The sequence below is a fragment of the Vibrio sp. 10N.222.52.B12 genome (genome assembly GCF_002875385.1).
Classification (GTDB): domain Bacteria; phylum Pseudomonadota; class Gammaproteobacteria; order Enterobacterales; family Vibrionaceae; genus Vibrio; species Vibrio jasicida.
This window is the reverse complement of record NZ_MDAW01000098.1, coordinates 115183-137409: the sequence shown is the minus strand read 5'-3', so window position 1 is coordinate 137409 and position 22227 is coordinate 115183. Positions and strand designations below refer to the sequence as shown.

The 22227-nt window shown below is 42.2% G+C and carries 20 protein-coding genes; 9 read left to right on the top strand and 11 right to left on the bottom strand.

Annotation, left to right across the window (positions count from 1 at the left end; genetic code table 11):
* Positions 1-102: 102 nt before the first annotated feature.
* Positions 103-828 (top strand): TetR/AcrR family transcriptional regulator, encoded by a 726-nt coding sequence (locus tag BCT11_RS06225; RefSeq protein ID WP_102387651.1) that lies wholly within the window; start codon positions 103-105, stop codon positions 826-828.
* 195 nt (positions 829-1023) lie between these two features.
* Here the strand turns inward: BCT11_RS06225 and gcvT are convergent, their stop codons facing one another.
* Both gcvT and BCT11_RS06215 read right to left on the bottom strand, forming a co-directional pair.
* Positions 1024-2142 (bottom strand): glycine cleavage system aminomethyltransferase GcvT, encoded by a 1119-nt coding sequence (gcvT, locus tag BCT11_RS06220; protein ID WP_038870869.1) that lies wholly within the window; start codon positions 2140-2142, stop codon positions 1024-1026.
* Between the two features lie 259 nt (positions 2143-2401).
* Positions 2402-3025 carry an XRE family transcriptional regulator gene (locus BCT11_RS06215; protein ID WP_005431308.1) on the bottom strand — a complete coding sequence of 208 codons (624 nt, stop codon included), beginning with the start codon at positions 3023-3025 and terminating at the stop codon, positions 2402-2404.
* A gap of 379 nt (positions 3026-3404) precedes the next feature.
* Here BCT11_RS06215 and BCT11_RS06210 point away from each other — a divergent pair, with 379 nt between their 5' ends.
* The 3 genes from BCT11_RS06210 to gcvP all read left to right on the top strand — a co-directional run bounded on the left by BCT11_RS06210 (position 3405) and on the right by gcvP (position 8122).
* Positions 3405-4700: a serine hydroxymethyltransferase gene (locus tag BCT11_RS06210; RefSeq protein WP_005451650.1), complete on the top strand. Its 1296-nt coding sequence runs from the start codon at positions 3405-3407 to the stop codon at positions 4698-4700.
* A gap of 51 nt (positions 4701-4751) precedes the next feature.
* Complete coding sequence (gene gcvH / locus BCT11_RS06205; RefSeq protein ID WP_038870875.1) at positions 4752-5132, top strand: glycine cleavage system protein GcvH; 381 nt, start codon at positions 4752-4754, stop codon at positions 5130-5132.
* Positions 5133-5257: 125 nt separating this feature from the next.
* Positions 5258-8122, top strand: a complete 2865-nt coding sequence (gene gcvP / locus BCT11_RS06200; protein ID WP_045401953.1) for an aminomethyl-transferring glycine dehydrogenase — start codon at positions 5258-5260, stop codon at positions 8120-8122.
* Between the two features lie 314 nt (positions 8123-8436).
* Here the strand turns inward: gcvP and BCT11_RS06195 are convergent, their stop codons facing one another.
* The 4 genes from BCT11_RS06195 to BCT11_RS06180 form a co-directional block, all read right to left on the bottom strand.
* On the bottom strand, positions 8437-10929 hold the full coding sequence (locus BCT11_RS06195; protein ID WP_102387650.1) for a DEAD/DEAH box helicase: 2493 nt from the start codon (positions 10927-10929) through the stop codon (positions 8437-8439).
* Positions 10930-10932: 3 nt separating this feature from the next.
* Positions 10933-12438, bottom strand: a complete 1506-nt coding sequence (locus BCT11_RS06190) for a Hachiman antiphage defense system protein HamA (RefSeq protein WP_102387649.1) — start codon at positions 12436-12438, stop codon at positions 10933-10935.
* On the bottom strand, positions 12422-13459 hold the full coding sequence (locus BCT11_RS06185; protein WP_102387648.1) for an MBL fold metallo-hydrolase: 1038 nt from the start codon (positions 13457-13459) through the stop codon (positions 12422-12424). The genes BCT11_RS06190 and BCT11_RS06185 overlap by 17 nt, the downstream gene beginning before the upstream one ends.
* A gap of 600 nt (positions 13460-14059) precedes the next feature.
* Positions 14060-14287: a hypothetical protein gene (locus tag BCT11_RS06180; protein ID WP_241908992.1), complete on the bottom strand. Its 228-nt coding sequence runs from the start codon at positions 14285-14287 to the stop codon at positions 14060-14062.
* Between the two features lie 385 nt (positions 14288-14672).
* Between BCT11_RS06180 and BCT11_RS06175 the strand changes: the two genes are divergently transcribed.
* A complete protein-coding gene (locus BCT11_RS06175) occupies positions 14673-15242 on the top strand; it encodes a DUF6795 domain-containing protein (protein ID WP_061034651.1) in 570 nt (189 codons plus the stop codon).
* A 267-nt stretch (positions 15243-15509) separates the two neighbouring features.
* On the opposite strand, the gene BCT11_RS06170 is transcribed toward BCT11_RS06175, so the two are convergent.
* Both BCT11_RS06170 and BCT11_RS06165 read right to left on the bottom strand, forming a co-directional pair.
* Positions 15510-16004 (bottom strand): YcxB family protein, encoded by a 495-nt coding sequence (locus BCT11_RS06170; protein WP_102387647.1) that lies wholly within the window; start codon positions 16002-16004, stop codon positions 15510-15512.
* A 156-nt stretch (positions 16005-16160) separates the two neighbouring features.
* Positions 16161-16496, bottom strand: a complete 336-nt coding sequence (locus tag BCT11_RS06165; RefSeq protein WP_038878143.1) for a helix-turn-helix domain-containing protein — start codon at positions 16494-16496, stop codon at positions 16161-16163.
* 189 nt (positions 16497-16685) lie between these two features.
* Between BCT11_RS06165 and BCT11_RS06160 the strand changes: the two genes are divergently transcribed.
* Positions 16686-17111, top strand: a complete 426-nt coding sequence (locus BCT11_RS06160) for a nuclear transport factor 2 family protein (RefSeq protein WP_054755281.1) — start codon at positions 16686-16688, stop codon at positions 17109-17111.
* A 74-nt stretch (positions 17112-17185) separates the two neighbouring features.
* Here the strand turns inward: BCT11_RS06160 and BCT11_RS06155 are convergent, their stop codons facing one another.
* The 3 genes from BCT11_RS06155 to accD form a co-directional block, all read right to left on the bottom strand.
* Complete coding sequence (locus tag BCT11_RS06155) at positions 17186-17446, bottom strand: DUF5062 family protein (protein WP_038870892.1); 261 nt, start codon at positions 17444-17446, stop codon at positions 17186-17188.
* Between the two features lie 83 nt (positions 17447-17529).
* Entirely contained in the window at positions 17530-18606 is a 1077-nt protein-coding gene (locus BCT11_RS06150) for a beta-eliminating lyase-related protein (protein WP_102387646.1), read from the bottom strand.
* A gap of 246 nt (positions 18607-18852) precedes the next feature.
* The gene (gene accD, locus BCT11_RS06145; RefSeq protein ID WP_061034647.1) at positions 18853-19722 is read right to left on the bottom strand and encodes an acetyl-CoA carboxylase, carboxyltransferase subunit beta; all 870 of its coding nucleotides are present in this window, start codon (positions 19720-19722) and stop codon (positions 18853-18855) included.
* A 110-nt stretch (positions 19723-19832) separates the two neighbouring features.
* On the opposite strand from accD, the gene BCT11_RS06140 reads away from it, so the two are divergent.
* The 3 genes from BCT11_RS06140 to BCT11_RS06135 all read left to right on the top strand — a co-directional run bounded on the left by BCT11_RS06140 (position 19833) and on the right by BCT11_RS06135 (position 22211).
* Positions 19833-20729, top strand: coding sequence for a LysR family transcriptional regulator (locus tag BCT11_RS06140; RefSeq protein WP_198593922.1), 897 nt, complete (start codon positions 19833-19835; stop codon positions 20727-20729).
* A gap of 376 nt (positions 20730-21105) precedes the next feature.
* Positions 21106-21282, top strand: coding sequence for a DUF6435 family protein (locus BCT11_RS27950; protein ID WP_009704518.1), 177 nt, complete (start codon positions 21106-21108; stop codon positions 21280-21282).
* A 458-nt stretch (positions 21283-21740) separates the two neighbouring features.
* A complete protein-coding gene (locus BCT11_RS06135; RefSeq protein WP_241908991.1) occupies positions 21741-22211 on the top strand; it encodes a hypothetical protein in 471 nt (156 codons plus the stop codon).
* Positions 22212-22227 lie beyond the last annotated feature (16 nt).

Genomic DNA, 22227 nt, shown 5'->3' with positions numbered 1-22227 from the left:
ATGATCAACATATTTTCCACGTGGATAATAAAATAATTAGGCAAACTGTCCGGTTTCTGGTAAAAATAGGCGCGTTGATTAATATTCGGGAAAATTCGAACTATGACAGAAAGAAAGCAAGGCCGTAGAAGTGCTGAAGCCGCTGAGCAAACTAAGTGTCTGATTCTAAGAGTCGCGGCAGATATGTTCTGTGAGTTAGGGTACGAACGTGTCTCGCTTCGAAACATCAGTGAGAAAGCTGGTGTGTCTCATAGTTTGATTCGCCACCACTTCGGCAGCAAAGAGAAAATCTGGCAAGCCGTCAGTGATACCATGGATGAATTCATGCAAGGCTACATGGCACAGCTGGTAAGCGAAATGCCAGCAAACACCCCATCTAATCAAAAAATCTACCTGTTCATGGTAAGAATGCTGGCGTTTGCACTCGTTAACCCGCACCCAGTCCAAATGATTGCCGATGCGATACGCCAAGGCGACGATGCATTGCTGCAATACTTCTTAAGATCCAAAGATGAGTTCGCGGCGATCTTTACCGACTTGTTTGCTGACTACAACGTTGAATACCCAGAGCATCGTATTGATCAATGGGAATCAAAATGGCAGATGCTGGTGTTTGCACATGGTGCAATTAGCTTAGCGCCTATGATGCAAGAAACGTGGCCAGAAGATGCAGGCAACCGCGATAAGATGCTGATTAACCATTGGGAATTGTTCAACACCATCATGGCAAACCAGTTCAGCGTTAAGAAAGAAGACATGATTCATCCAAGCAAACTGAGTGAAGTTGTGATTGAAATGTGTTGCCCTATCGAAGAGCTCACCGCATAAGTTGAGCTTTCAAAAGAACATAAAAAATGCCGAGCAATGTGCTCGGCATTTTTGTTTGTGTTTATCGATTCAGCGAGGAAACGAAATGGAACCTACTTCATAGTTGCTGATTCCTAACCGCGTCACTGTAGCTATACAGCGCGTGGGAGGTAGATTCCTAGTCTCGCTTTGGCTCGCTGGAATGACGAGCTTTAATTAACCACGGTAGTAGCGTTGTGGTACGAACGGCATTTTTTCTACCGTCATTGGTAGCATCTTGCCACGTACTTCTGCAAACAGCTCTGTACCGATAGCCGCTAGATCGGCACGTACGTAACCCATTGATACTGGCTTACCTGCATTAGGGCCTGCTGTACCACTGGTTACTACGCCAATCTTGTTGCCATCTGCATCGTACAGCTCAGCGCCTTCACGAACTGGCGCCTTGGTTTGACCAACCAAGCCAATACGCTTACGTGCAACGTCTTTCGTTTCGATCTGCTTAAGAATGATGTCAGCACCAGGAAAGCCACCTGCACGTTCGCCATCAGCGCGACGTACTTTTTGGATGCCCCATAATAGGCTTGCTTCAACAGGCGTTGTTGTTGTGTCTAAGTCATGACCGTACAGACACAGACCACATTCAAGACGAAGTGAGTCACGAGCACCAAGGCCAATCCACTCTACTTCTTCTTCACCTGTGAGTTTACGAGCAAGCTCTTCTGCTTTGTCCGCAGGAACAGAGATTTCGTAACCGTCTTCACCTGTGTAACCACTACGAGAAACAATGCACTCAACGCCCAGTAGTTCAACTTTGCGAACATCCATAAACAGCATCTCTGCTACTTCTGGTGCGAAACGCGCTAGTACTTCTGCCGCTTTAGGGCCTTGAATCGCAAGCAGTGCGCGGTCATCAATGATCTCTAGCTCGATGCCAGAAGGAAGATGCGCCTGAAGGTGTGCAATGTCTTGTTCTTTACATGCTGCGTTCACGACAACAAACAGATGATCGCCAAGGTTAGCCACCATCAAGTCGTCCATGATGCCGCCCTGCTCATTAGTAAAGAAAGCATAACGCTGCTTACCCGCACCTAGGTCAACAATATCAACCGGAACCAGTGTCTCTAAGAACGCTGCAGCGCCATCACCAATCAAACGGAGTTGACCCATGTGAGAAACATCGAACAGACCTGCTGCATCACGAGTGTGTAAGTGTTCTTTCTTTACGCCTAGTGGGTATTGAACTGGCATGTCGTAACCCGCGAACGGGACCATCTTTGCGCCTACTTCTACGTGAAGTGCATGCAGTGGTGTTTTCAGAAGTTCTTGAGTCATTTTCGTCTCCATTTAGATAGACCCGATGATGCTGTCGGCATTCGTTGTGTTTCCAATAATAAACACGCTTGATTCAATTTTGCACGAACAAGACATCACTCGACTTTCAAAAGTGTGACTTTTAACATTTTAATCACAACAGAACGCACAAAAAAGCGCTCTGTTGAGTGAGATATCATCAACAGAGCGCCATCATAACGCATTCAAAACTGATAGCAAACGTTTGCTTTCACTATAGGAAATTTACAACTATTTATCACTATTTGGCAGTCACCCACAAAATGTGTGCATCTTCCTCACTCACACTGGTCAACATATGACCCATGTTCGCATCGTAATACACACTGTCGCCTTCGCTTAATACAACAGGCTCATAGAACTCAGAATAAAACATCACCTCACCTGATAAGATGAGTAAAAACTCTTCCCCATCATGACGAACCCAGTCTTTGTATTCGTCAAAACTACGAGCGCGGATTTGGCTCTTAAAAGGCATCATTTTCTTATTGGAAAGTTGAGTCGCCAACAGCTCGTGTTCGTAGGTTTGGGTTGGGTGTGGTTTACCCTCTTTTTTCTTGGTTACATCCCTGCGCCCTGTTGCCACCTTTTTTCTTGGCGGTTCAAACAGTTGCGGCATATCAATTTGTAAGCCATGCGCTAATTTTTGCATCGCTTGAAACGTTGGAGAAATCTGTTCATTCTCGATCTTACTTAGCGTAGAACGCGCAAGGCCAGTTCGTTGGCTCGCCTCTTCTAGCGTAATACCAAGTTTAGAGCGGATATCTTTAATGCGCTGACCGAGCTTAAGTGGTTCAATATTTTGGTCTTGCTGCTCTTTCGCCAACGTCATTGACGGGTATTCATCGTAAATACTTTCTGCCATAAATCCCTCTGTAAATATCCTTTATTCCTTCCTATTAGCATTGTGCATGAAGCCTATAGTGGATAAAAGTCCACCGAGTTAATTAAAGCGTGCTCTTGTTAACAAAACCAGAAATCTCGTTTCCTATAGGAAATTTTTGGTTGATTGTTCGTGCCGCAGGCGCTATGTTACCAACTTGTTAGATGTAGAGATGCACATTTCCGTAAGAGATTGAACAAGAGAAACCACAATCCAACGGAGTTTTGCCCACTTATTCGGGCCGAAAGTTCACTCTGTTCTGCTATGCAGTTCAGCTGTTTTGAGAACAAATGAGCCACCATCGCAATCAAACAACTATTTCTAGTGCGGGTTCATTTTAAGATTTGGAAGGTCAACTACCATGAACAAGAGTTACCCTAACCACAGCTTGGAAAACTTTTTCTCTACCAACCTCTCTGCGACAGATGACGCTGTCTTTGCTGGAATTCAGGCAGAATTCGCTCGCCAAAACGAACAAATCGAACTTATCGCTTCTGAGAACATCGTGTCTAAAGCGGTAATGCAAGCTCAAGGCACCTGCCTAACAAACAAATACGCTGAAGGTTACCCAGGTCGCCGTTACTATGGTGGTTGTGAGCACGTAGATACAGTGGAAGCCATTGCTATCGAACGCGCGAAAAAACTTTTCAATTGTGAATACGCAAACGTTCAACCACACTCAGGCGCCCAAGCAAACGGCGCAGTAAAATTGGCACTACTTCAACCTGGTGACACCATTCTTGGTATGTCTCTAGACGCAGGTGGCCACCTAACACACGGTGCGCGCCCTGCACTTTCTGGTAAGTGGTTTAATGCAGTTCAATATGGCGTTGACCGCGAAACACTAGAAATCAACTACGAAGACGTTCGCCAACTGGCTCTTGAGCACCAACCTAAAATGATCATCGCAGGTGGTAGTGCTATTCCACGTACTATCGACTTTGCAAAATTCCGTGAAATCGCAGATGAAGTAAACGCGATTCTTATGGTCGACATGGCACACATCGCCGGTCTTATCGCAACAGGCGCGCACCCTAGCCCGCTTCCTCACGCACACGTGGTTACAACTACAACGCACAAAACATTGCGTGGCCCACGTGGCGGTATGATTCTGACCAACCACGAAGACATCATTAAGAAAATCAACTCAGCGGTATTCCCAGGTCTACAAGGCGGCCCACTGATGCACGTTATTGCTTCTAAGGCAGTAGCGTTCGGTGAGGCGCTTGGTCCTGAATTCAAAACTTATATTGATTCAGTGATCAACAACGCAAAAGTTCTGGCGGAAGTATTGCAAACTCGCGGTTGCGACATCGTAACCGGTGGTACAGACACGCACTTAATGCTTGTTGACCTTCGCCCTAAAGGCTTGAAAGGTAACAAAGCAGAAGAAGCACTAGAGCGTGCAGGTATCACGTGTAACAAAAATGGCATCCCATTCGACACAGAGAAGCCTATGATTACATCGGGCATCCGTTTAGGAACGCCTGCGGGTACAAGCCGCGGCTTTGGCGCTGAAGAATTCAAACTCATCGGTAATTGGATTGGTGACGTACTGGACGGTTTGGTGAACAACCCTGAAGGTGACGCAGAAGTAGAAAAACGCGTACGCAAGCAAGTGAAAGAGCTTTGCAGTCGTTACCCTCTTTACCAATAAAAGATTTATTAAATCAGAAACTATCCTGACAAGTTATTTGGAGATTAAGCAATGGACAAAACACTGAAGTTTACAGATAGCCACGAGTGGGTACGTGACAACGGTGACGGCACAGTAACTATCGGTATTTCAGAGCACGCTCAAGAAATGCTGGGTGACGTGGTATTCGTTGACCTACCAGACGTGGAAGATGAAGTCGAAGCAGGCGAAAGCTTTTCTTTGGTGGAATCTGTAAAAGCGGCTTCAGACATCTACTCACCAATCACGGGCGAAGTAGTTGAAATCAACGAAGAGCTAGAAGACAGCCCAGAGCTAATCAACGAAGAACCATACGAAGGTGGTTGGATTGTGAAAGTGAAGCTTTCAAACCCATCTGAGTTGGAAGACTTAAAAGATGCGGAAGAATACCTAAGCTCTATCGAAGAAGAGTAATTAGGATGAGACGAAAGCTGTCCCCTTAACACCAAGTGGGCAGCTTTTTTTCTAGGTTCGGACGTATAATTTAGATTATCAGTAGCGTTCATCCGTTACCCGAACCAAGGAGTAGGTAAAGGACAATGACTGAATTACTTCAAAGCCTCAGCACACAAAACGAGTTCGTTGCTCGCCACAACGGACCAAACAAATCTGACCAACAGAAAATGTTGGAAGCGATCAACGCAGTTAGCCTAGATTCGCTTATCGACGAAACCGTACCAGCACAAATTCGCCTAGAGCAGCCAATGAGCTTGGCAGAAGCGAAAAGCGAAGCAGACATGCTGGCAGCAATGCGTGAGTTCGCCGATCAGAACCAAGTTAAACGTACATTCATTGGTCAGGGTTACTACAACACCTTCACGCCAAACGTAATTCTACGTAACGTGATGGAAAACCCGGGCTGGTACACCGCTTACACCCCTTACCAACCAGAGATCTCACAAGGTCGTCTAGAAGCGCTTCTAAACTACCAACAAATGGTGATGGATCTTACTGGTATGGAAATCGCAAACGCGTCATTGCTTGATGAAGCAACGGCGGCCGGTGAAGCGATGACACTTTGTAAGCGTGCGGGTAAGAGCAAGAGCAACGTATTCTTCGTTGCTGACGACGTTCACCCACAAACGCTAGAAGTGGTAAAAACTCGTGCGAAATTCATCGGCTTTGAAGTACTAGTTGGTTCTCTAGAATCACTACCAGAGCAAGATGTATTCGGCGCGCTAGTTCAATACCCAAGTACAACGGGTGAAGTTCGTGACCTAACGGACATCATCGCAAAAGCACAAGCAAACAAAACGCTAGTAACCGTAGCGACTGACCTATTGGCTTCTGCCCTACTGAAACCTGCGGGTGAAATGGGCGCAGACGTAGCAATCGGCTCGGCGCAACGTTTCGGCGTTCCTATGGGTTACGGCGGTCCACACGCTGCCTTCATGGCGACACGTGACAAGCACAAGCGTACAATGCCAGGTCGTGTTATCGGTGTTTCTATCGATACCAACGGCAACCAAGCACTGCGCATGGCAATGCAAACGCGTGAGCAGCACATCCGTCGCGAAAAAGCGACATCAAACATCTGTACCGCTCAAGCACTACTAGCGAACATGGCGTCTTTCTACGCGGTTTACCACGGCGCAGAAGGCCTACGCACGATTGCTCGTCGTACGCACCACATGACAGCCATCCTAGCTGCTGGCCTAACGAAAGGCGGCTTCGAGCTTGCTCACAACAGCTTCTTCGACACCATTACCATCAATACTGGTGCACAAACTGAAGACCTATACGCGAAAGCACTAGCCGCAGACATCAACCTACGTAAGTTGGGTACTCAGCTAGGTGTAAGCTTCGACGAAACCACAACCGTGGCAGACGTAGAAACCCTATTCGCTGTATTCGGTGTGAAAGAAGAAGTGGCAGCACTATCAACGGAAATTGCAGGCAACGAGTTTGCAGCGATTCCAGAAGCACTGCGCCGCACAACAGAATATCTAACGCACCCTGTGTTTAACACGCACCACAGCGAAACACAGATGATGCGTTACCTAAAACAGCTAGAGAACAAAGACTTCTCACTAACGCACGGCATGATCCCTCTGGGCAGCTGTACGATGAAGCTGAACGCAGCAGCAGAGATGATCCCAGTAACGTGGCCTGAGTTTGGTTCGATCCACCCGTTCGCACCAGCAGAACAAGCAGCCGGTTATGCAGCACTAGCAAAAGACCTGAAAGAGAAGCTATGTGAAATCACAGGCTACGACGCATTCTCACTGCAACCAAACTCTGGTGCATCGGGTGAGTACGCAGGTCTTATCGCAATTCAACGCTACCACGAAAGCCGTGGCGAAGGTCACCGCAACGTATGTTTGATCCCAAGCTCTGCGCACGGTACTAACCCTGCGACAGCGTCTATGGTGTCAATGAAAGTGGTTGTGGTTAAGTGTGATGAAGAAGGCAACATCGACATCGACGACCTAGCAGCGAAAATCGAGAAGCACAAAGACAACCTATCAAGCATCATGATCACTTACCCTTCTACGCACGGCGTATACGAAGAGCAAGTGAAAGAAGTGTGTGAAATGGTTCATGCAGCGGGCGGTCAGGTTTACCTAGACGGCGCAAACATGAACGCACAGGTTGGTCTAACAACGCCGGGCTTTATTGGCTCTGACGTTTCTCACCTGAACCTACACAAAACCTTCTGTATCCCACACGGTGGTGGCGGTCCGGGTATGGGTCCTATCGGTGTGAAATCGCACCTAGCACCTTTCCTACCGGGTCACATTGAAAACGGTGCAGACGGCGAAAACTTCGCTGTATCCGCAGCAGATATGGGTAGCGCGTCTATCCTGCCTATCTCTTGGGCTTACATCGCGATGATGGGCGAAGCTGGCCTAACAGACGCAACAAAAGTAGCGATTCTGAACGCGAACTACGTGATGGAGCAACTACGCCCTCACTACCCTGTTCTTTACCGTGGCTCAAACGGTCGCGTAGCGCACGAATGTATTATCGACATTCGTCCACTGAAAGAAGAAACAGGCATCAGCGAAGAAGATATCGCGAAGCGTCTAATGGACTACGGTTTCCACGCACCAACTATGTCGTTCCCTGTAGCGGGCACGCTAATGGTTGAGCCAACGGAATCGGAAGATCTAGAAGAGCTAGACCGCTTCTGTGATGCGATGATCGCAATCCGTGAAGAGATGACGAAGGTTAAGAACGGTGAATGGCCGCTAGATAACAACCCGCTTGTTAACGCGCCACACACTCAAGTTGACCTAGCGAAAGAAGAATGGGACCGCCCTTACTCTCGTGAACTTGGCTGCTTCCCTTCTAAAGCAACCAAATCTTGGAAGTACTGGCCAACAGTAAACCGCGTAGATAACGTATACGGCGACCGTAACCTAATCTGCTCGTGCCCAAGCATCGATAACTACGAAGATTAATTTTTTTAGAATCTAAATAGGAAAAGGCGAACCGATTGGTTCGCCTTTTTGTTTTAGGACAAGACTTTTAAAACTTAGTTTGGACATAAATGAGTTACAGCATTTGCTAAAATAGCAATTTAAGAATTAGTTGATTTAAAGCAAAAGCAGCTACACAAGTAAAGGCTGAACCTATTAATCCCATCTCGTACCAAAGTTCACAAACCCGAATAGTCTAGTCGTAGCGATTTCCATAAAACATTGCTCTAGATAGCAAGTAGACTACTCAAAGCAAAACGTAAGACCTGACTACGTTCATTCTCTTGCTATTTAAACTAAATATTACTCACTTCTGCAAAAGCAATACTGCTTCTATCTAATTTAGATAACAGCCCCATAGTATCAATTGACACAACAGTATTTTTATCATCAAACTTAATGAAATCTTTATAGAATTTACACAAATCGGCTGCCACTGAGCGGCTAAAACCATGATTTTGTAAAGCGATCTCAGACTTGTCGTTTGTTCCAAGTTCTAAATAAGTCGAAAGGTTAATTCCCGCGCCCTCAGCCCCTAGAGCATTAACAAGATGCTGATAGTAGTGATTAACATATAGCTCTAATGTATAGCCAATATCATACTCAATGGAGGCTATTACACCATTGATTATAGCGTTTACATGAGCTTTATTAGATCTATCAAATTCTTCTACAGGGTTATTGTGATCAACTTTTACTGTTGAGCTATTCTCTAAAGAATTATTAATAATTTCCTTCAAAGTAAAACCATGGATCCATTGCTGGATGATACGATAAAGTCGATCAATCTGAGCTTTTGAAAATTTCAACTTATAGACATTACATATTCTCTCAAGTAATGGGTATGTATCATTACCATTTAAAGAACCAAGGATTAGTGGGTTATCTTTGATATCAGATAATACATTGATATGGCGCTCGACAGATATATTATGCCCGATAGAGAAAAGATTGCGTGGAACTTCATTAATACCACTATTATTAAACTTTTCTTCTAGAGCCTTCATTAACCTACGATGAAACTTTTTTGGAACTAAGTTGATCAGGCTAGATGAATGAGGTTTGCCTTTATGCTCCATATAGTCTGAAAGAACCATGTTTGCGATCTGATCCATTATACGCTCTTGCTTGAGCTCATTTAATGCACCATTTTTAAGTACATTAATAATCTTCTGACCACGCTCGAGACGTTTTAGAGCCGATGTGTCAGCTTTTACCTCACTCTTTTTCTCCACAAGATCTACGATGTTTCCCCAGCTACCTTCGATATCTTGAATACAAAAAATATTACCATCTAATTCTTTCGTATATCTTCCAGCACGTCCAGCAAGATTCCAAAAATCCAACTTGTTTTTGTTAGTTATTTTTCCTTTAGTTTTAAAAGATCTCAAAAACAAATTACCCGTTGGTAAGTTAACGCCCTCAAGCAAAGTCGATGTACAAAACAAGTAAGATATATCTCTAGATTGATATAATGATTCAATAATACTTCTTACACTCTTAGGAAGATCTGCATTGTGGAATGCCACGCCCTTTAGCAATAGTTCTGAAAGGAAATATTCTTCATGAATTAGCTCCTTTATATTTTTTGAAGCTACAACTAGTTTTTCATTACTCAAAGTGGGTAAGCGCTCAGAAAATGATACAGCATCGTTTACCGAACCTGACTTTGAAGTGCAATATATAAGTGACGAACTAGAAGATGATGTGATACTTCTTATAAAGCTAAACATATCTTGAGAGTCCAACTCTCTAGTATGTGTACAGAACTCTTTACTTACTTCATTATAAAACTGACTGGTTTTGTTGATTAAATCTACGAAAAATAAATTTTGAGTTACTGGACCTTCAACCGCCTCAATTGAATTTTCCCCATTAAAACCAAAAGACTCAAGGAAGACAGAAGGGTTACTTATGACAGGAGAACTAAAGACAAGCTTACAGTTGTTAAATCTCTTCGTTGCTTCTTGAATAACCTTAAAAGATGTTATTGATCGCTCATCATCATCACCAAGTTTATGGGCCTCATCTACAATTAGTACATCTATATTTATTTCTAGTTCACTGTAAACCAAGTTATTAAATCTTTCGGGAGTTAATACTAATATATTTACTTTCCCTTCTTGATAAGACTGTGCATTTTTCGATAGATTTACGCTACTCCAACCTTCGCCTTTAATTGTTTTCCTAATTTCCCTCATATATTCTTCAATAAGAACTTTAGTAGGAACTAATATAACAACACTCTTACCATCATTTATACAACTAAATATGTAGTTTCTAATTATAAATGACTTACCAAATGACGTTGGACCTGAAAAACTAAAGCTATCTAAGTTATTTAGACTCTTGAAAACTTTGTATTGTGAGTCTGTTAATATTTCATGGCCATAAGGTAGTTTCTGACGATCTTTTTTTAGTATATTACCGACTTCCATCTCATAGGGTAAAGGGAACTCCTGTTCATTAAATCGAGATTCTGAAACAAACAAACCAAGCTTAGAAAAAATAGAGCGAGCGATACTACCTAAGTCAGTATTTTTTTCAGACACACCTAAGAGTTTAACAATAATACGATATGCTAAAACTCTATATTCAGCTTTATCTGATAGACTAAAAATATCTGCATATCGACACAAATAGTCTGTATCTTTTGATACAATTGATGATTTGATATTAATTTTGCTGTTTGAATAAGCAATAGATAGCTTTTCGTATAATTGAATAAAATGAGGGCTCTCTATTGAGTCTGTCGTTAATTTATCAATTAAACTTATATTACAACTCATATATTAACCATTATTACCTTGATTTATTTTGGCATGCATCAATTTCTTCAACTCTCCAACCTCATTGATCGGAATTAAGTAAAGATAACAGGTTTTTCCCATGAAAAGATTCTTATTGAAGATAGATGAAATATCTTCATACTTATCAGTTAAATGTCTTATAATCTTATCCTTAACAGCTTTTCTTTTATTATTCAAGTTTCTCTCAAGAGGTATACTAGGATCAATATCCTGTATATAGGTACTCAATAAACCAAAGTTATATTCAACATGAGTATTACTATCAGGAAGGACTAATTTTGAAATCAGGTCTGCATACTTCATTGATACAGATTGACTAACAAAATGTTGATCAAGTAATAAAGAGCTTCCACTTATATTGTTATTAGCTTCTGTTATAGAATTAACACAGTTACTAATTGCTTCAACAAGATCAGTATCACTAAAAAATTTAGTCATGATAAATTCAAAATGTTCTGGAAAAAACTCTCTCACATGTATTGAACTGAAATCATCTTTTTTAGTTGATTTATACAAAGTTGGAGCAGACAAGTCTGATTCAACTAAATTTTGTAATAACGCTGGTTTACTATACTTATCGGTTGGTTCTGATAGAAATTTACTGAAAGCTTGAAACACTTTAATTTCATTGCCTTCCGCTAGCTCTACCTCCCTAGGAGAGAACACACTACTAGTCATGTTGCTGGTGAGAAAATCTACTACCTTAGATAAATCAAACTTGTTTGAGTCTGTAAAAGGCAAAGAATATACTTTCAATTTATTCTCATTATCAAGCTCCTGCTCATAATAAAACTCAAAGCAGTCTTCAATAAAGGAACCATTAATATTATGAGACAATAAACTGAATTCATTATTTATTATCACTGATGATTTAAGAGATAATTCATGAAGCAATTCACGAGTTATTACCTCAGCGCCGATATCATTATTTGATTCATTGTCTGTAAGTATTGCATGAATAAATGGTTCACCCTTTTCATTCGTTGAAAAAACTGGAGTTCCAGAGTATCCAGGTATGACTTTACTCTTAGGCAAAAACTCTGAGAATGTAGAGCTTTTCAAATTGTAAAGCGCATATGACTCTTCTTTCATTCTCTTACTGTCTAATATTAAACTGTCTTTATTATATTTCCAAACATAATATTTATCAGCATCGTAAAATGAACATTTTAATAACTCTAAACCATTTCTTTCAGATTCCAGTTCTAAGATGGCAACATCTGACTTATCTGATAAATACGAATTACAAATATCTATTGAATTATCACTTTCGAAATTGATTTTAATGTGAGAGTTATCTACATCTAATTGACAACTCCTACAAGCATTAAGTCCCGAAGAAATAAGAGTACAACTAACTTTATTTACACAAACGCTATGCTTTGAAGTTATAACATATTTACCCTTCCCACAAACGCTCTTAAATGCATAACCACTACTCTCTAGCGTCCCAACTTTTACAGTAACAATATTATCTTGATAATTCATATTTAAACTCTACTATGTCATCGTCTGGATAATGACATCTACTAGCAAATGATTTTGTGAAATTATTGATTATTTCACTATCCGATGTGAAGTGTATAAATGAGTCTGGAAATCTTTTCGTCAACCTAGCAATAGTTTTCATTGAAGGATGACCATGATTATTATCACCATCGCTACAAATTATAAAGTTTTTACAATCAATCTGGTTGAAAAATTCTTGGCTATTGTTATGCTCACTAGCGTGGTGAGAAAGTTTTACAAGATCAAAACATTGTGGTTGATCTTTAGAGGCTAGATAACCCTCTACTATATCCATATGACAATCACCAAGAAACAATAAACGATGTTCGCCATACTCTAATATAAATGCCAAAGAAGATCCGTTTGGTTCTCTCTTGTCAGGTTCAAATTTGTCCTCTATCTCTATAGCAGTTAGTGCTTGTTCGAGGGAAGCATAAGCAGTATTTTTGGATGATTTTTTACTTTTAGCAAGGCGTTCTTTTTCTTTTTTTTCTGCTAGTTTCTTTTCTCTAACAGCCCACTTTTTCAACATATTCATTTTCATATCGTTTGGAGAAATAAATCGTAGGGTGACATCCCCCAACTCGATAACATTTGAACCATCTTCGTCAACTACAACACCCTCTATAGGAATATTGGTATCTTTGATAATCTTATATAAGTTTAAATCTTGTCGATACGATGCTTTACTAGAACTCTCTATTGGCTCATCTTCTAATTCAGCGATACTATTAAAAATTATTTTATTGATTGAAACGATGTCGCTTTTAATTAACCCCTCAAACCCACCAATATGATCATCATCGTTGTGCGTAAGAATGGCTAAATCAATCTCGTTGCTATCACCCAAAGTTTGCATTAACACTCTGGTAACAGTTGCTCTACCAACCCCTTTACTTGGACCTGAGTCTACTAAGATTTTCTTGCCGGTTGCCAGATCGGTAATGAGTATACAATCACCGACACCTGCATTTATAAATTGGACTATTAGCTGGGACATTTATTAAACTGAAACTATAAACACAGCTGCGCATTTTAACATGATATGCCTTAGGATGCACTTAAACTAATTGATTCAATTCGAAACTTTTGGCTAATCACATTTAGTCTGTTTCAACATAAGACCTGTCAATTTATAATTGACAAACCACCACCACGTTACATCTTGCTTTTTACTACCTATTAGTTTTTTTGTATTTCAAATGCTATCAAATAGCGCAAAATGGAGTGCCTAAGTGGAACACTCTTTGGGGCAGAACTGAGCTAGAGAGGCAGTAAGACAGCATCAACATCGAATAGATGTATTCGTCATACTTCCGTGTCACTTTTTTTGGTTCATTTTAAACACTAATTCCACAGAGCGCTTTGTAAGATTCCTAGTCTCGCCTAGGCTCGCTGGAATGACCCACCTGAAGAACCGAGTGTAGTGGTTCAGCTTGTGTGTCTAAATTTGAGTAATCCACTACCACCAAGCTTCAAGCTCGAAAAAGGCGAACCGTGTGGTTCGTCTTTTTAGTATTGGATTAGATGAGTGACTTGCGGCTGTGACTTTTAGAGTGTTAAAACCATGCCAATCAAGGGCAACTTGTTCCGACCTCCCCTAATTACCAGTCAGGTTATTGCTCTCTACCACCGCAACGTAGTTTTCAATCACTGGGTGATCAAACTGTTCTGATTCGTACATCACCCAACGTTGGGCTACGGTGAGATCAGTAAACGATCCATCCTTAAAATCACCGCGCCAACGGACATCAAACTCAGCGACATATTTACCTTCGCCAAGGTAAGAGACTTCAATACTCTCGATATCGTGGTCGTCAGACAGCAATAAGTCATGTATCTAATGGTGTCATTCCATAAGTTCATTTTAAAGGATGCTTTAGTTTGAAGACGAACTTCGCTGCTCACATTGCAGTTGTATCAGCCATCGAGCCAAGGACGTTGATGTGAGTTTTTAAGCGAAAATGGGCTTGGTATGCCTAAAACTTGCCGTATTGGGTTAGTATCAACCTAAATAAGGCTGCTCGCTTCGAAAACGAATTGCACAACAAAGCCAACCATGAAAGTAATGGAAATATTATTTACATTATTTTTTAAAGTGTGCCTAGATATAAGATTTAGCATGACTTGATTTAAAAGCTGGGACGGTTATAGGCTAGCACTTGAGATCATTAGAACATAGTATCTTCTCACGCATGGGGATGGGTTGACCTATGTACGATATTGGCAAGCGAATGACTAAAATACTGGTTTTCCTTATGAGTGCCACAATATTATTGCTCTCTACAGGTTGCAACGCAGATATGTTTAATTTCTTCAAATCAAAAAAGTTTCAATACACACTTAGCTCAGAGATCACTGGTAGCTTACACTTAAACGGGAAAGCGTTTACTAGCGAGGTAGTTTATCTACACACGGCTTTTTCTAACAACCGTTATATCACCGAAACTATAACGTCAGAAAAGGGGTATTTTGATTTCGAACCCACATACCACTATCAGACGTTTAAAGAACCTGCCCTTCATGAATCCTCTAGCTACATTGGCATTTACATTTTTGTAGATGGCAAAAAATACTACTTACTAGAAGCTCGATTTTCTGATGTGAAACCCTATGAATTTATTTCAGATAATCTTCTTGGTTTAAGTTGTGAGATTAATTCGGACGAATATCATTACTTTTTTAAAAATAAATTTGTTGAGCATGGTCTCGATCTTGAAGTTTTTAGTAGGTGCGATTTGAAAGGATTTTCTGAAAGAGTACTACTAAACAAGGACACGTAATAGTTGATATTAAATAGATTTAATGACCAATTGCTCTTACAAACACCGTACTACGCCTCCTTCCAAGCTGACGATGCGGGTTTGATTCCCACAGCACGCTTAGGGGGATTCCTAGTCTCAAACAGGACCGCTGGAGTGACCCCATTGGAAACGCCGAGTGTAGTAATTCAGCCCTTGAGTCTGAATCAGAGCTACCCCCTGAACACCAAATCCTAAGAGTAAAAAAGGCGAACCGCACGGCTCGCCTCTTTTGTCAGTAAGGATTTGTTAGCTCGCTTTTGATGCCGCGTGCTGCTCTACCATAAACGCGATGACTTCTACATTTAAGCAAGATTTGCTGATGTATTGGCGTTGTTTACCAAGGTGAAGGATAAAGCCCAAATCGGTTTGTTCGAGTTGGTCGATTTCATTCCAAGCGAGGCTGCGATCGATTTTACCGCTTTTGTAGCGTACTCCGTCTGCATTCACTTCAAACACCACTTTACTGCCACGGCTTGAGCTGATGGTTTGACGCCACAGCCACCACGTTCGCTTGCAGTACACGCTGAACGCTTCAATCACACTCAATACGATAAAGAACCAACCCACATAACCGTTAGGTAGCAGTTCAAACTCCAATAAGACCACACCAAAGACAAGAAACAATATCCCTTTTAGGTACGCTTGTGGGAACTTCGTTGGCTGGCTAGTTTGATCATAACACTCGGCAAAGAAAGGTTTGTCGAGTGTGTATTCTGTAGTGAATTCGAAATCTTTAGACATGTATGGTTACTTCAAGGCTTCTGTAAATGAGTAATCTTGGTTGCACTCTCGCAACGCGTGCATTGTAGCGCTTCTCGGGACTTATCTTTAGTCCTTTTGATTCTGTTTTGTAAATCAATGATACCGAAAGACGACGACGGTACGATAAACCGCCTACTAGGCGTCCCAGTCATCGGCTTTTTGGACAATGAGTTCAACGACGCCAGCAAGCTCTTTACCTTTTTGGGTTAGCCCATAATTCACGGTAACAGGAATGGTGTCTTGTTGTTTTCGCCACACAAATCCATGCTCAGACAACAGCTTCAAACGCTCAGTAAGCACTTTGCTTGAGACCAGTGCTAACTGTTTGCGAATTTGACCGAATCGCATCTCTTCTTGTTGCCCGAGCAACCATACGATGTGCGCTGTCCACTTTGTCGATATCAACGTTAAATATTTATCGACACTGCAATAGCCATCTGGCTGTACTCGATGGTTTACTTTCGTCGGCATCGTCTTTTCCCAATTCATTCTTTGCTAAGTAAGTGTAATCAAACGCGACCTAGCAGACCAATAGTTACCTAGGCGTAACTAGTTACCTTTAGGAAGCTAATTTTAAATTGTAACCGACTTATCTATTGTGAAAACACAACAAGGCGGAGGCACAACTGCGGCCTAAGCCAATATCAAAAGGATGAAGTTATGCGTTACGTTTTACTGTTTATCTCTTTTCTCTCCCTTGGCTTACACGCTGAAGATCTTTATTCAAAACCACAAACACCCTCAGAGTTACATGCGTTATTTGGGCAGTATTTTGCAAAGAAAGATTTGGATGGATTAGGTACGCTTTTTCACCCAGACGCAGTATTTGTTTTAGATAAAGAAGGTAATCAAGCCATAGGTAGAGAAGAAATTAAGCAGGTATTGAAAGGCTACATGAATGGCGATGTAGACATGCTTACCAAAAACGTTTCTATCCACATTAATGACGACATTGCCATGGTGCGATCTGATTGGGAAATATTGAACGCTTCGCAAGGTAACAACATTCAAGGAACAGCATTAGAGGTGATGCACTATGTGGATGGTGGTTGGGTCTATGTGATTGACAATCCCAACGGCTATTGACGCCTAGATCAAACAAGGCGAACCATTTGACTCGCCTTGTTTAATTAATAATCGTTGTTATTTCTTCAGGTTTTCTATTTTAGAGGGTCGTTGTCTGGCAACGCACTGTGAATCCAAAGTGCCAGTCTGTGTTTAATGTTTGCGCCATCTAATTTGCTATCCGGTAGTGGCGTGATCTGTTTAGCATCAACCAAGAACAGGTAAATCGCTTTTACTCTTACTGGTTGTGGTGACTGAGGAAGGTCAAAGCCCTGCATCTTTGCCATCTTTCCGGCAATCTCTAGTGCCTTTTTAACCAGTTTATCTTCATTGTGAAGCTTGGAGCTTTTTGACATTGATAAAATCCTCTTGTTCGCTTGACCTCAGAATACATGAAGTAACGCCAGTGACGTGTTAATAAGCTCGCATATTGATAAGTTTATGCCTTATTACCGAGTAACTGATTGAAAAATGACCTTAATTCGTCATCATCAAGGTTGAGCAGGTAGTCGCCAACATACCATTCAACAATGGATTGATTTGGATGTGCCGTGACTTGCGGGTTACCAAACCAAATGCCCTTTTCCGTGGCAAACGTGTGCTGGAGTTCTTTCAACTCTTCGCAGCTAAATGGCAGGATAAGGTGCAACATGTTTGCTTGAGGCTGAGTCGGTCTTACCGCCAAAGACGGGAACTCTTCAATGATTTTGTAGAGCTGTTTTGTTCGCTCAAACAGAGCCGGCATTTGGGACAACCTTTCATCAAACTGCATTGCCGCAGACACCACATAAGGTGTTCTGTGATACAGGTTGCCACCTTGTCGCTTCATCCACATTGAAGCCAGTTCAATGAACGACTTTGAGCCAAGCAACATAGATCCGCCCATGCCGTTGATGCCTTTGTAGAGTGAAACATAGGTCGTATCAAAACCAGCGGCGATCTCACTGTATTCTTTCTGATAGTACGCTGCGGTTTCCCATAGTCTTGCTCCATCCATGTGGAGATGAATGTCATTTTCGGCGCAGTACGCTTTGATTTCTTCCAGTTCTTGCCATGAAGGTAGCTGACCACCAATTTCACGCATCGGGAGTTCATAAAGAACGGCTGCGATTTCATCCGGCCACGCAGTGAGATCTTCAAGCTTCCATGTTTGGTAAGGGTTCCCTACTGGCAGAATATTAAAGCGATGTTGAAGCTGATAACCTTGTTTTTCATGCACTGGAATATGGCTAGATGCGTGCATGGCGACAATAGGATTACGCTTTTGTCTTGTGACAATTTCAAGCACCGTTGGCTGTGTCATCGTCCCTGTTACAACAAAAAGCCCTGCCTCGTAACCCAACAGATCAGCAACCTTTTGCTCGAACGCTTGAATCGTTTCTCCCTCGCCGTAGACATCGTGATTCACGTTGTTTTCTTCGCACCACTTTGCCATTTTCGCAAAGTGTTCGGCTGGAGAATCTTCTTTATTACCAGGGAGATGGGTATGACAAAGCTGTTTTAGGTGGGCACTCATTGTTCTGTCCTTTGAATCAAAGTTTCAACAATGTAACTTGTTAATACGGAGGCGTAAACTGCATTTTCGCGATGTCTTTTCTGCGTATGCCTCCGTGCGGAACCTCCGACTGGACATAGATTCAGCTCAAGAATGATTTATGCAGAACAAAGATCATGCTCACCGTAAACACGAAAAGAAACCCAGTTATAAATTGGCGAAAATTCTTTGTCTTGGCCTTTCGCTGACGAAATACGCTACAGAAACTTACTCCGCTTCAGGTTGAATATTTTTATTGGTCAGTTTTGCGATTAACCCACCTATCCTCCTTCGCATATCACTTCTCTCGACAATCATGTCTAAAGCGCCATGCTCCAGAAGGAACTCACTTTGTTGAAAGCCATCCGGTAGCTTTTCTCGTACGGTTTGTTCAATCACACGGCGTCCAGCAAACCCGATCCTTGCTTCTGGCTCACCGATATTGATGTCCCCCAGCATAGCTAAACTTGCAGAGACGCCGCCGAACGTTTGATCGGTCAATACCGAAATATAAGGTAAGCGTGCGTGAGATAGCCGCGCCAATGCTGCGCTGGTTTTTGCCATCTGCATTAACGCCATTAAAGACTCTTGCATACGAGCACCACCACAAGCTGAAAAACAAACTAGTGCACAATTATCTCTTACTGCCGTATCGACGGCATCAACAAAACGAGCACCTACGACTGACCCCATCGACCCCGCCATAAAAGAAAACTCGAATGCACAGGCGACAATGGGTAAACCGAGTAGCTCACCTTTCATCGTGATCAACGCATCTTTCTCTCCGGTATTCTTTTGAGCGAGGACAATACGTTCTTTGTAGCGCTTTTTATCCTTAAAATTGAGCAGATCTTTTGGCTCATATTCACTGCCGATTTCTATCCACTCTCCCTTATCCAAGAAGCTATCCAAACGATGTCGAGCAGACATCCGCATATGATGTTGGCATTTCGGGCAAACTTCTAAGTTCTCCTTGAGGGCAAGCCGATATAATACTTGATCGCAAGACGGACACTTGGTCCATACCCCTTCTGGAATTGACACTTTCCGCGTACTGATGATGCTCTTGTTATCTAATAGCTTTTCTAACCAACTCATAGGGGGAACCTTTATCCAAAAATCACGTTAGCAAGCATTGTATAAACCTATTTTCAGTAATAAAGTGTGATTTATAGGCTTTATAATCCAACAAAATGGGATTAACTAGGATGCTCGATAAAATTGATCCACAATGGCTAAAGAGTTTCCACTGCGTCTATGAGAACAATAGCTTTAAGAGAGCTGCTGAGTTTTTGTCCCTACCCACATCAAATGTCAGTCGGCATATTGCTTTACTGGAAGAACAACTTGATGTGCGATTGTTTGATAGAACAACCCGAAGAATTTGCGCGACAGACGCCGGTGAACACCTTTATTTACGTACACAGCCGCTACTGGACACACTGAATGATGCGCTTCAAGACATAACTCAACATTCCAGAACGGTCATAGGCCAGCTCAACGTTCTGATGCCAGATTCTCCAGAGCTAGCAAAGGCAGTCGTCTCTTTTTGTGTTCAACACCCTTCAATTTCATTGAACTGCGAAACAAACTTGAGCCCAAAAGAAGACTTACTAGATGGGTTTGACGTCATCTTAAGCTTTCATCGTGGGAAGTTGGAAGACAGCAATTGGATTGCCAAAGAGATTAAGCGCTGGCCGAGTGTTGTCGTCGCCTCACCTAACCTGTTGAAAGCGTGCCAAAAACCTTACCAAATCACAGATTTGAGGCACGTTCCGTGCGTGAGTAGCTTTACTGCCTTAAAAGGAACACCCTGGGTTTTCAAAAGTCCAGAGGGAGAGATGATAACTCAAAGAGTGAAGTCTTCATTTAAGGTAAACAGCGGACAACTTGCCAAGTCCGGTGCATTGGCTGGGTTGGGCTTTGCGATTCTGCCTGCTGAGTTTTGCCGAGAGGATTTAAATTCAGGCTGCTTGGAAGTGATTGAATTGGAATACACACCGGAAGATTTGGTGTTGTATGCGTTTTATGCGTCGAGGAAGCATTTAGCGAAAAAGATACCAGTATTTATCGAACACCTGCAACGCCAAGCACATGAAGCTTAAAAGGTGAATACAAAAAGTCCGGCATGGTTGCTTCTATACCGGACTTTTCTGTAGGCATCGTTAGATTGAATTGCGAGGTTGAATTATTGACCTGCAGCCAACTGCATCCAGCAATACGATTAGCCAGAACAAGCCCGAAGTCAGGCTGTATTTCGCCAGTTCAGGGACGTTAGTCGAGATCCACGGTGCAATCATATCGGCAAAGTAAGTCTAAATTTTCCCAAGAGCCCTCTCATAGAACAGTCAAAAACTGTCATCTTTGGCGGCAGATTGAACAAAAGAAAGACGTAACAAAACAATAGTACGGTGTTTATGGTTTGAACCAAACGCAGACAAAACGCGTATTAAAGGAAGGTTCTAAGTAAAGGATTTATTTATGTTTTCTTTCTTCAAAAACAATTCTGTCAAGAAACTCAAAAAGCGCCACTCAATGCTACTTGAACAAGCGATGCAAGCGCAAAGACGTGGTGATATACGTACCTACTCATTGTTGACGGCGGAGGCCGAAGAGCTTTTCGAGCAAATAAAAACCGCTCACAAGCCCCAGAGTTGAGTCCTACGTTAAGCTCGATGATCGATTAAGGTTGGATCAGCAACCAATAAAAGTATGAAGGTGAACGGTTTGGTTCACCTTTATGTTTTTAAATGGCGAAACGACATTATCTTTTTGCTAGCGGACGACTTCATCAACATAACCAGTGCCTGCTTACGAGCAATATCATGTTCTACCGATGAAAGAAGAAGAAATTTCATTGGATTCGATATGTTCATATATGCTTATGTCTGTGAACTATAATCAATAAGATTTCACGCAATCTATAAATAACAACAAAGGACTGTGTTATGCCACAAACGTTAGATCAGGCTGTTCAGGTTTTAGACCGAGATTTAGAGGAGTTTTTACTTCGTTTCCCACTATCCATTACCAGCGCGGGCCAAACGAAAGGTGCTATGAGGTTTTACTTGTATAGCCATGGCGATACCGCTTTCGGGATAAATCAGGGGGTTAAGATGAAGGAGATGCGTTTCCGCCTTGGCCCAAAATCGTTAGTTAAAAACGCGAAAGCACTTCAATGTATTCATATCCCCGTTTCTCCGTTTGAACAACTTAAACCCGACTCCATTTCTAAAGTCACCCACTATGATGCTGCTGACTACTTGGTAACCACTCAATTGACCGGCTGTACCTTTGCAATCCGTAAAGGAAAAGGAGGCGGGCTTGAGTTTTTGCATGTTCAACCAAAGGGGGACTTTAACGGCATGGAAGTACAACGTGCTGTCCAGAAGGAGTTCCAAGTCTCTTTTGGTAGAGGGTCTGGCACGGACAATTCAACTTATGGTGAAAATACTCGGGTTACGGTTATGGGCGCGCGAACCAACGGCCTATGGGTCGTCTATGCTCAATATCAAGACTCGAGTGGCAGTGTGACAAAAGTAGACTGCATTTATAAAGAACCAAGCTCTGTGGCGTATGTGGATTAACTTCATCGCTGTTTAG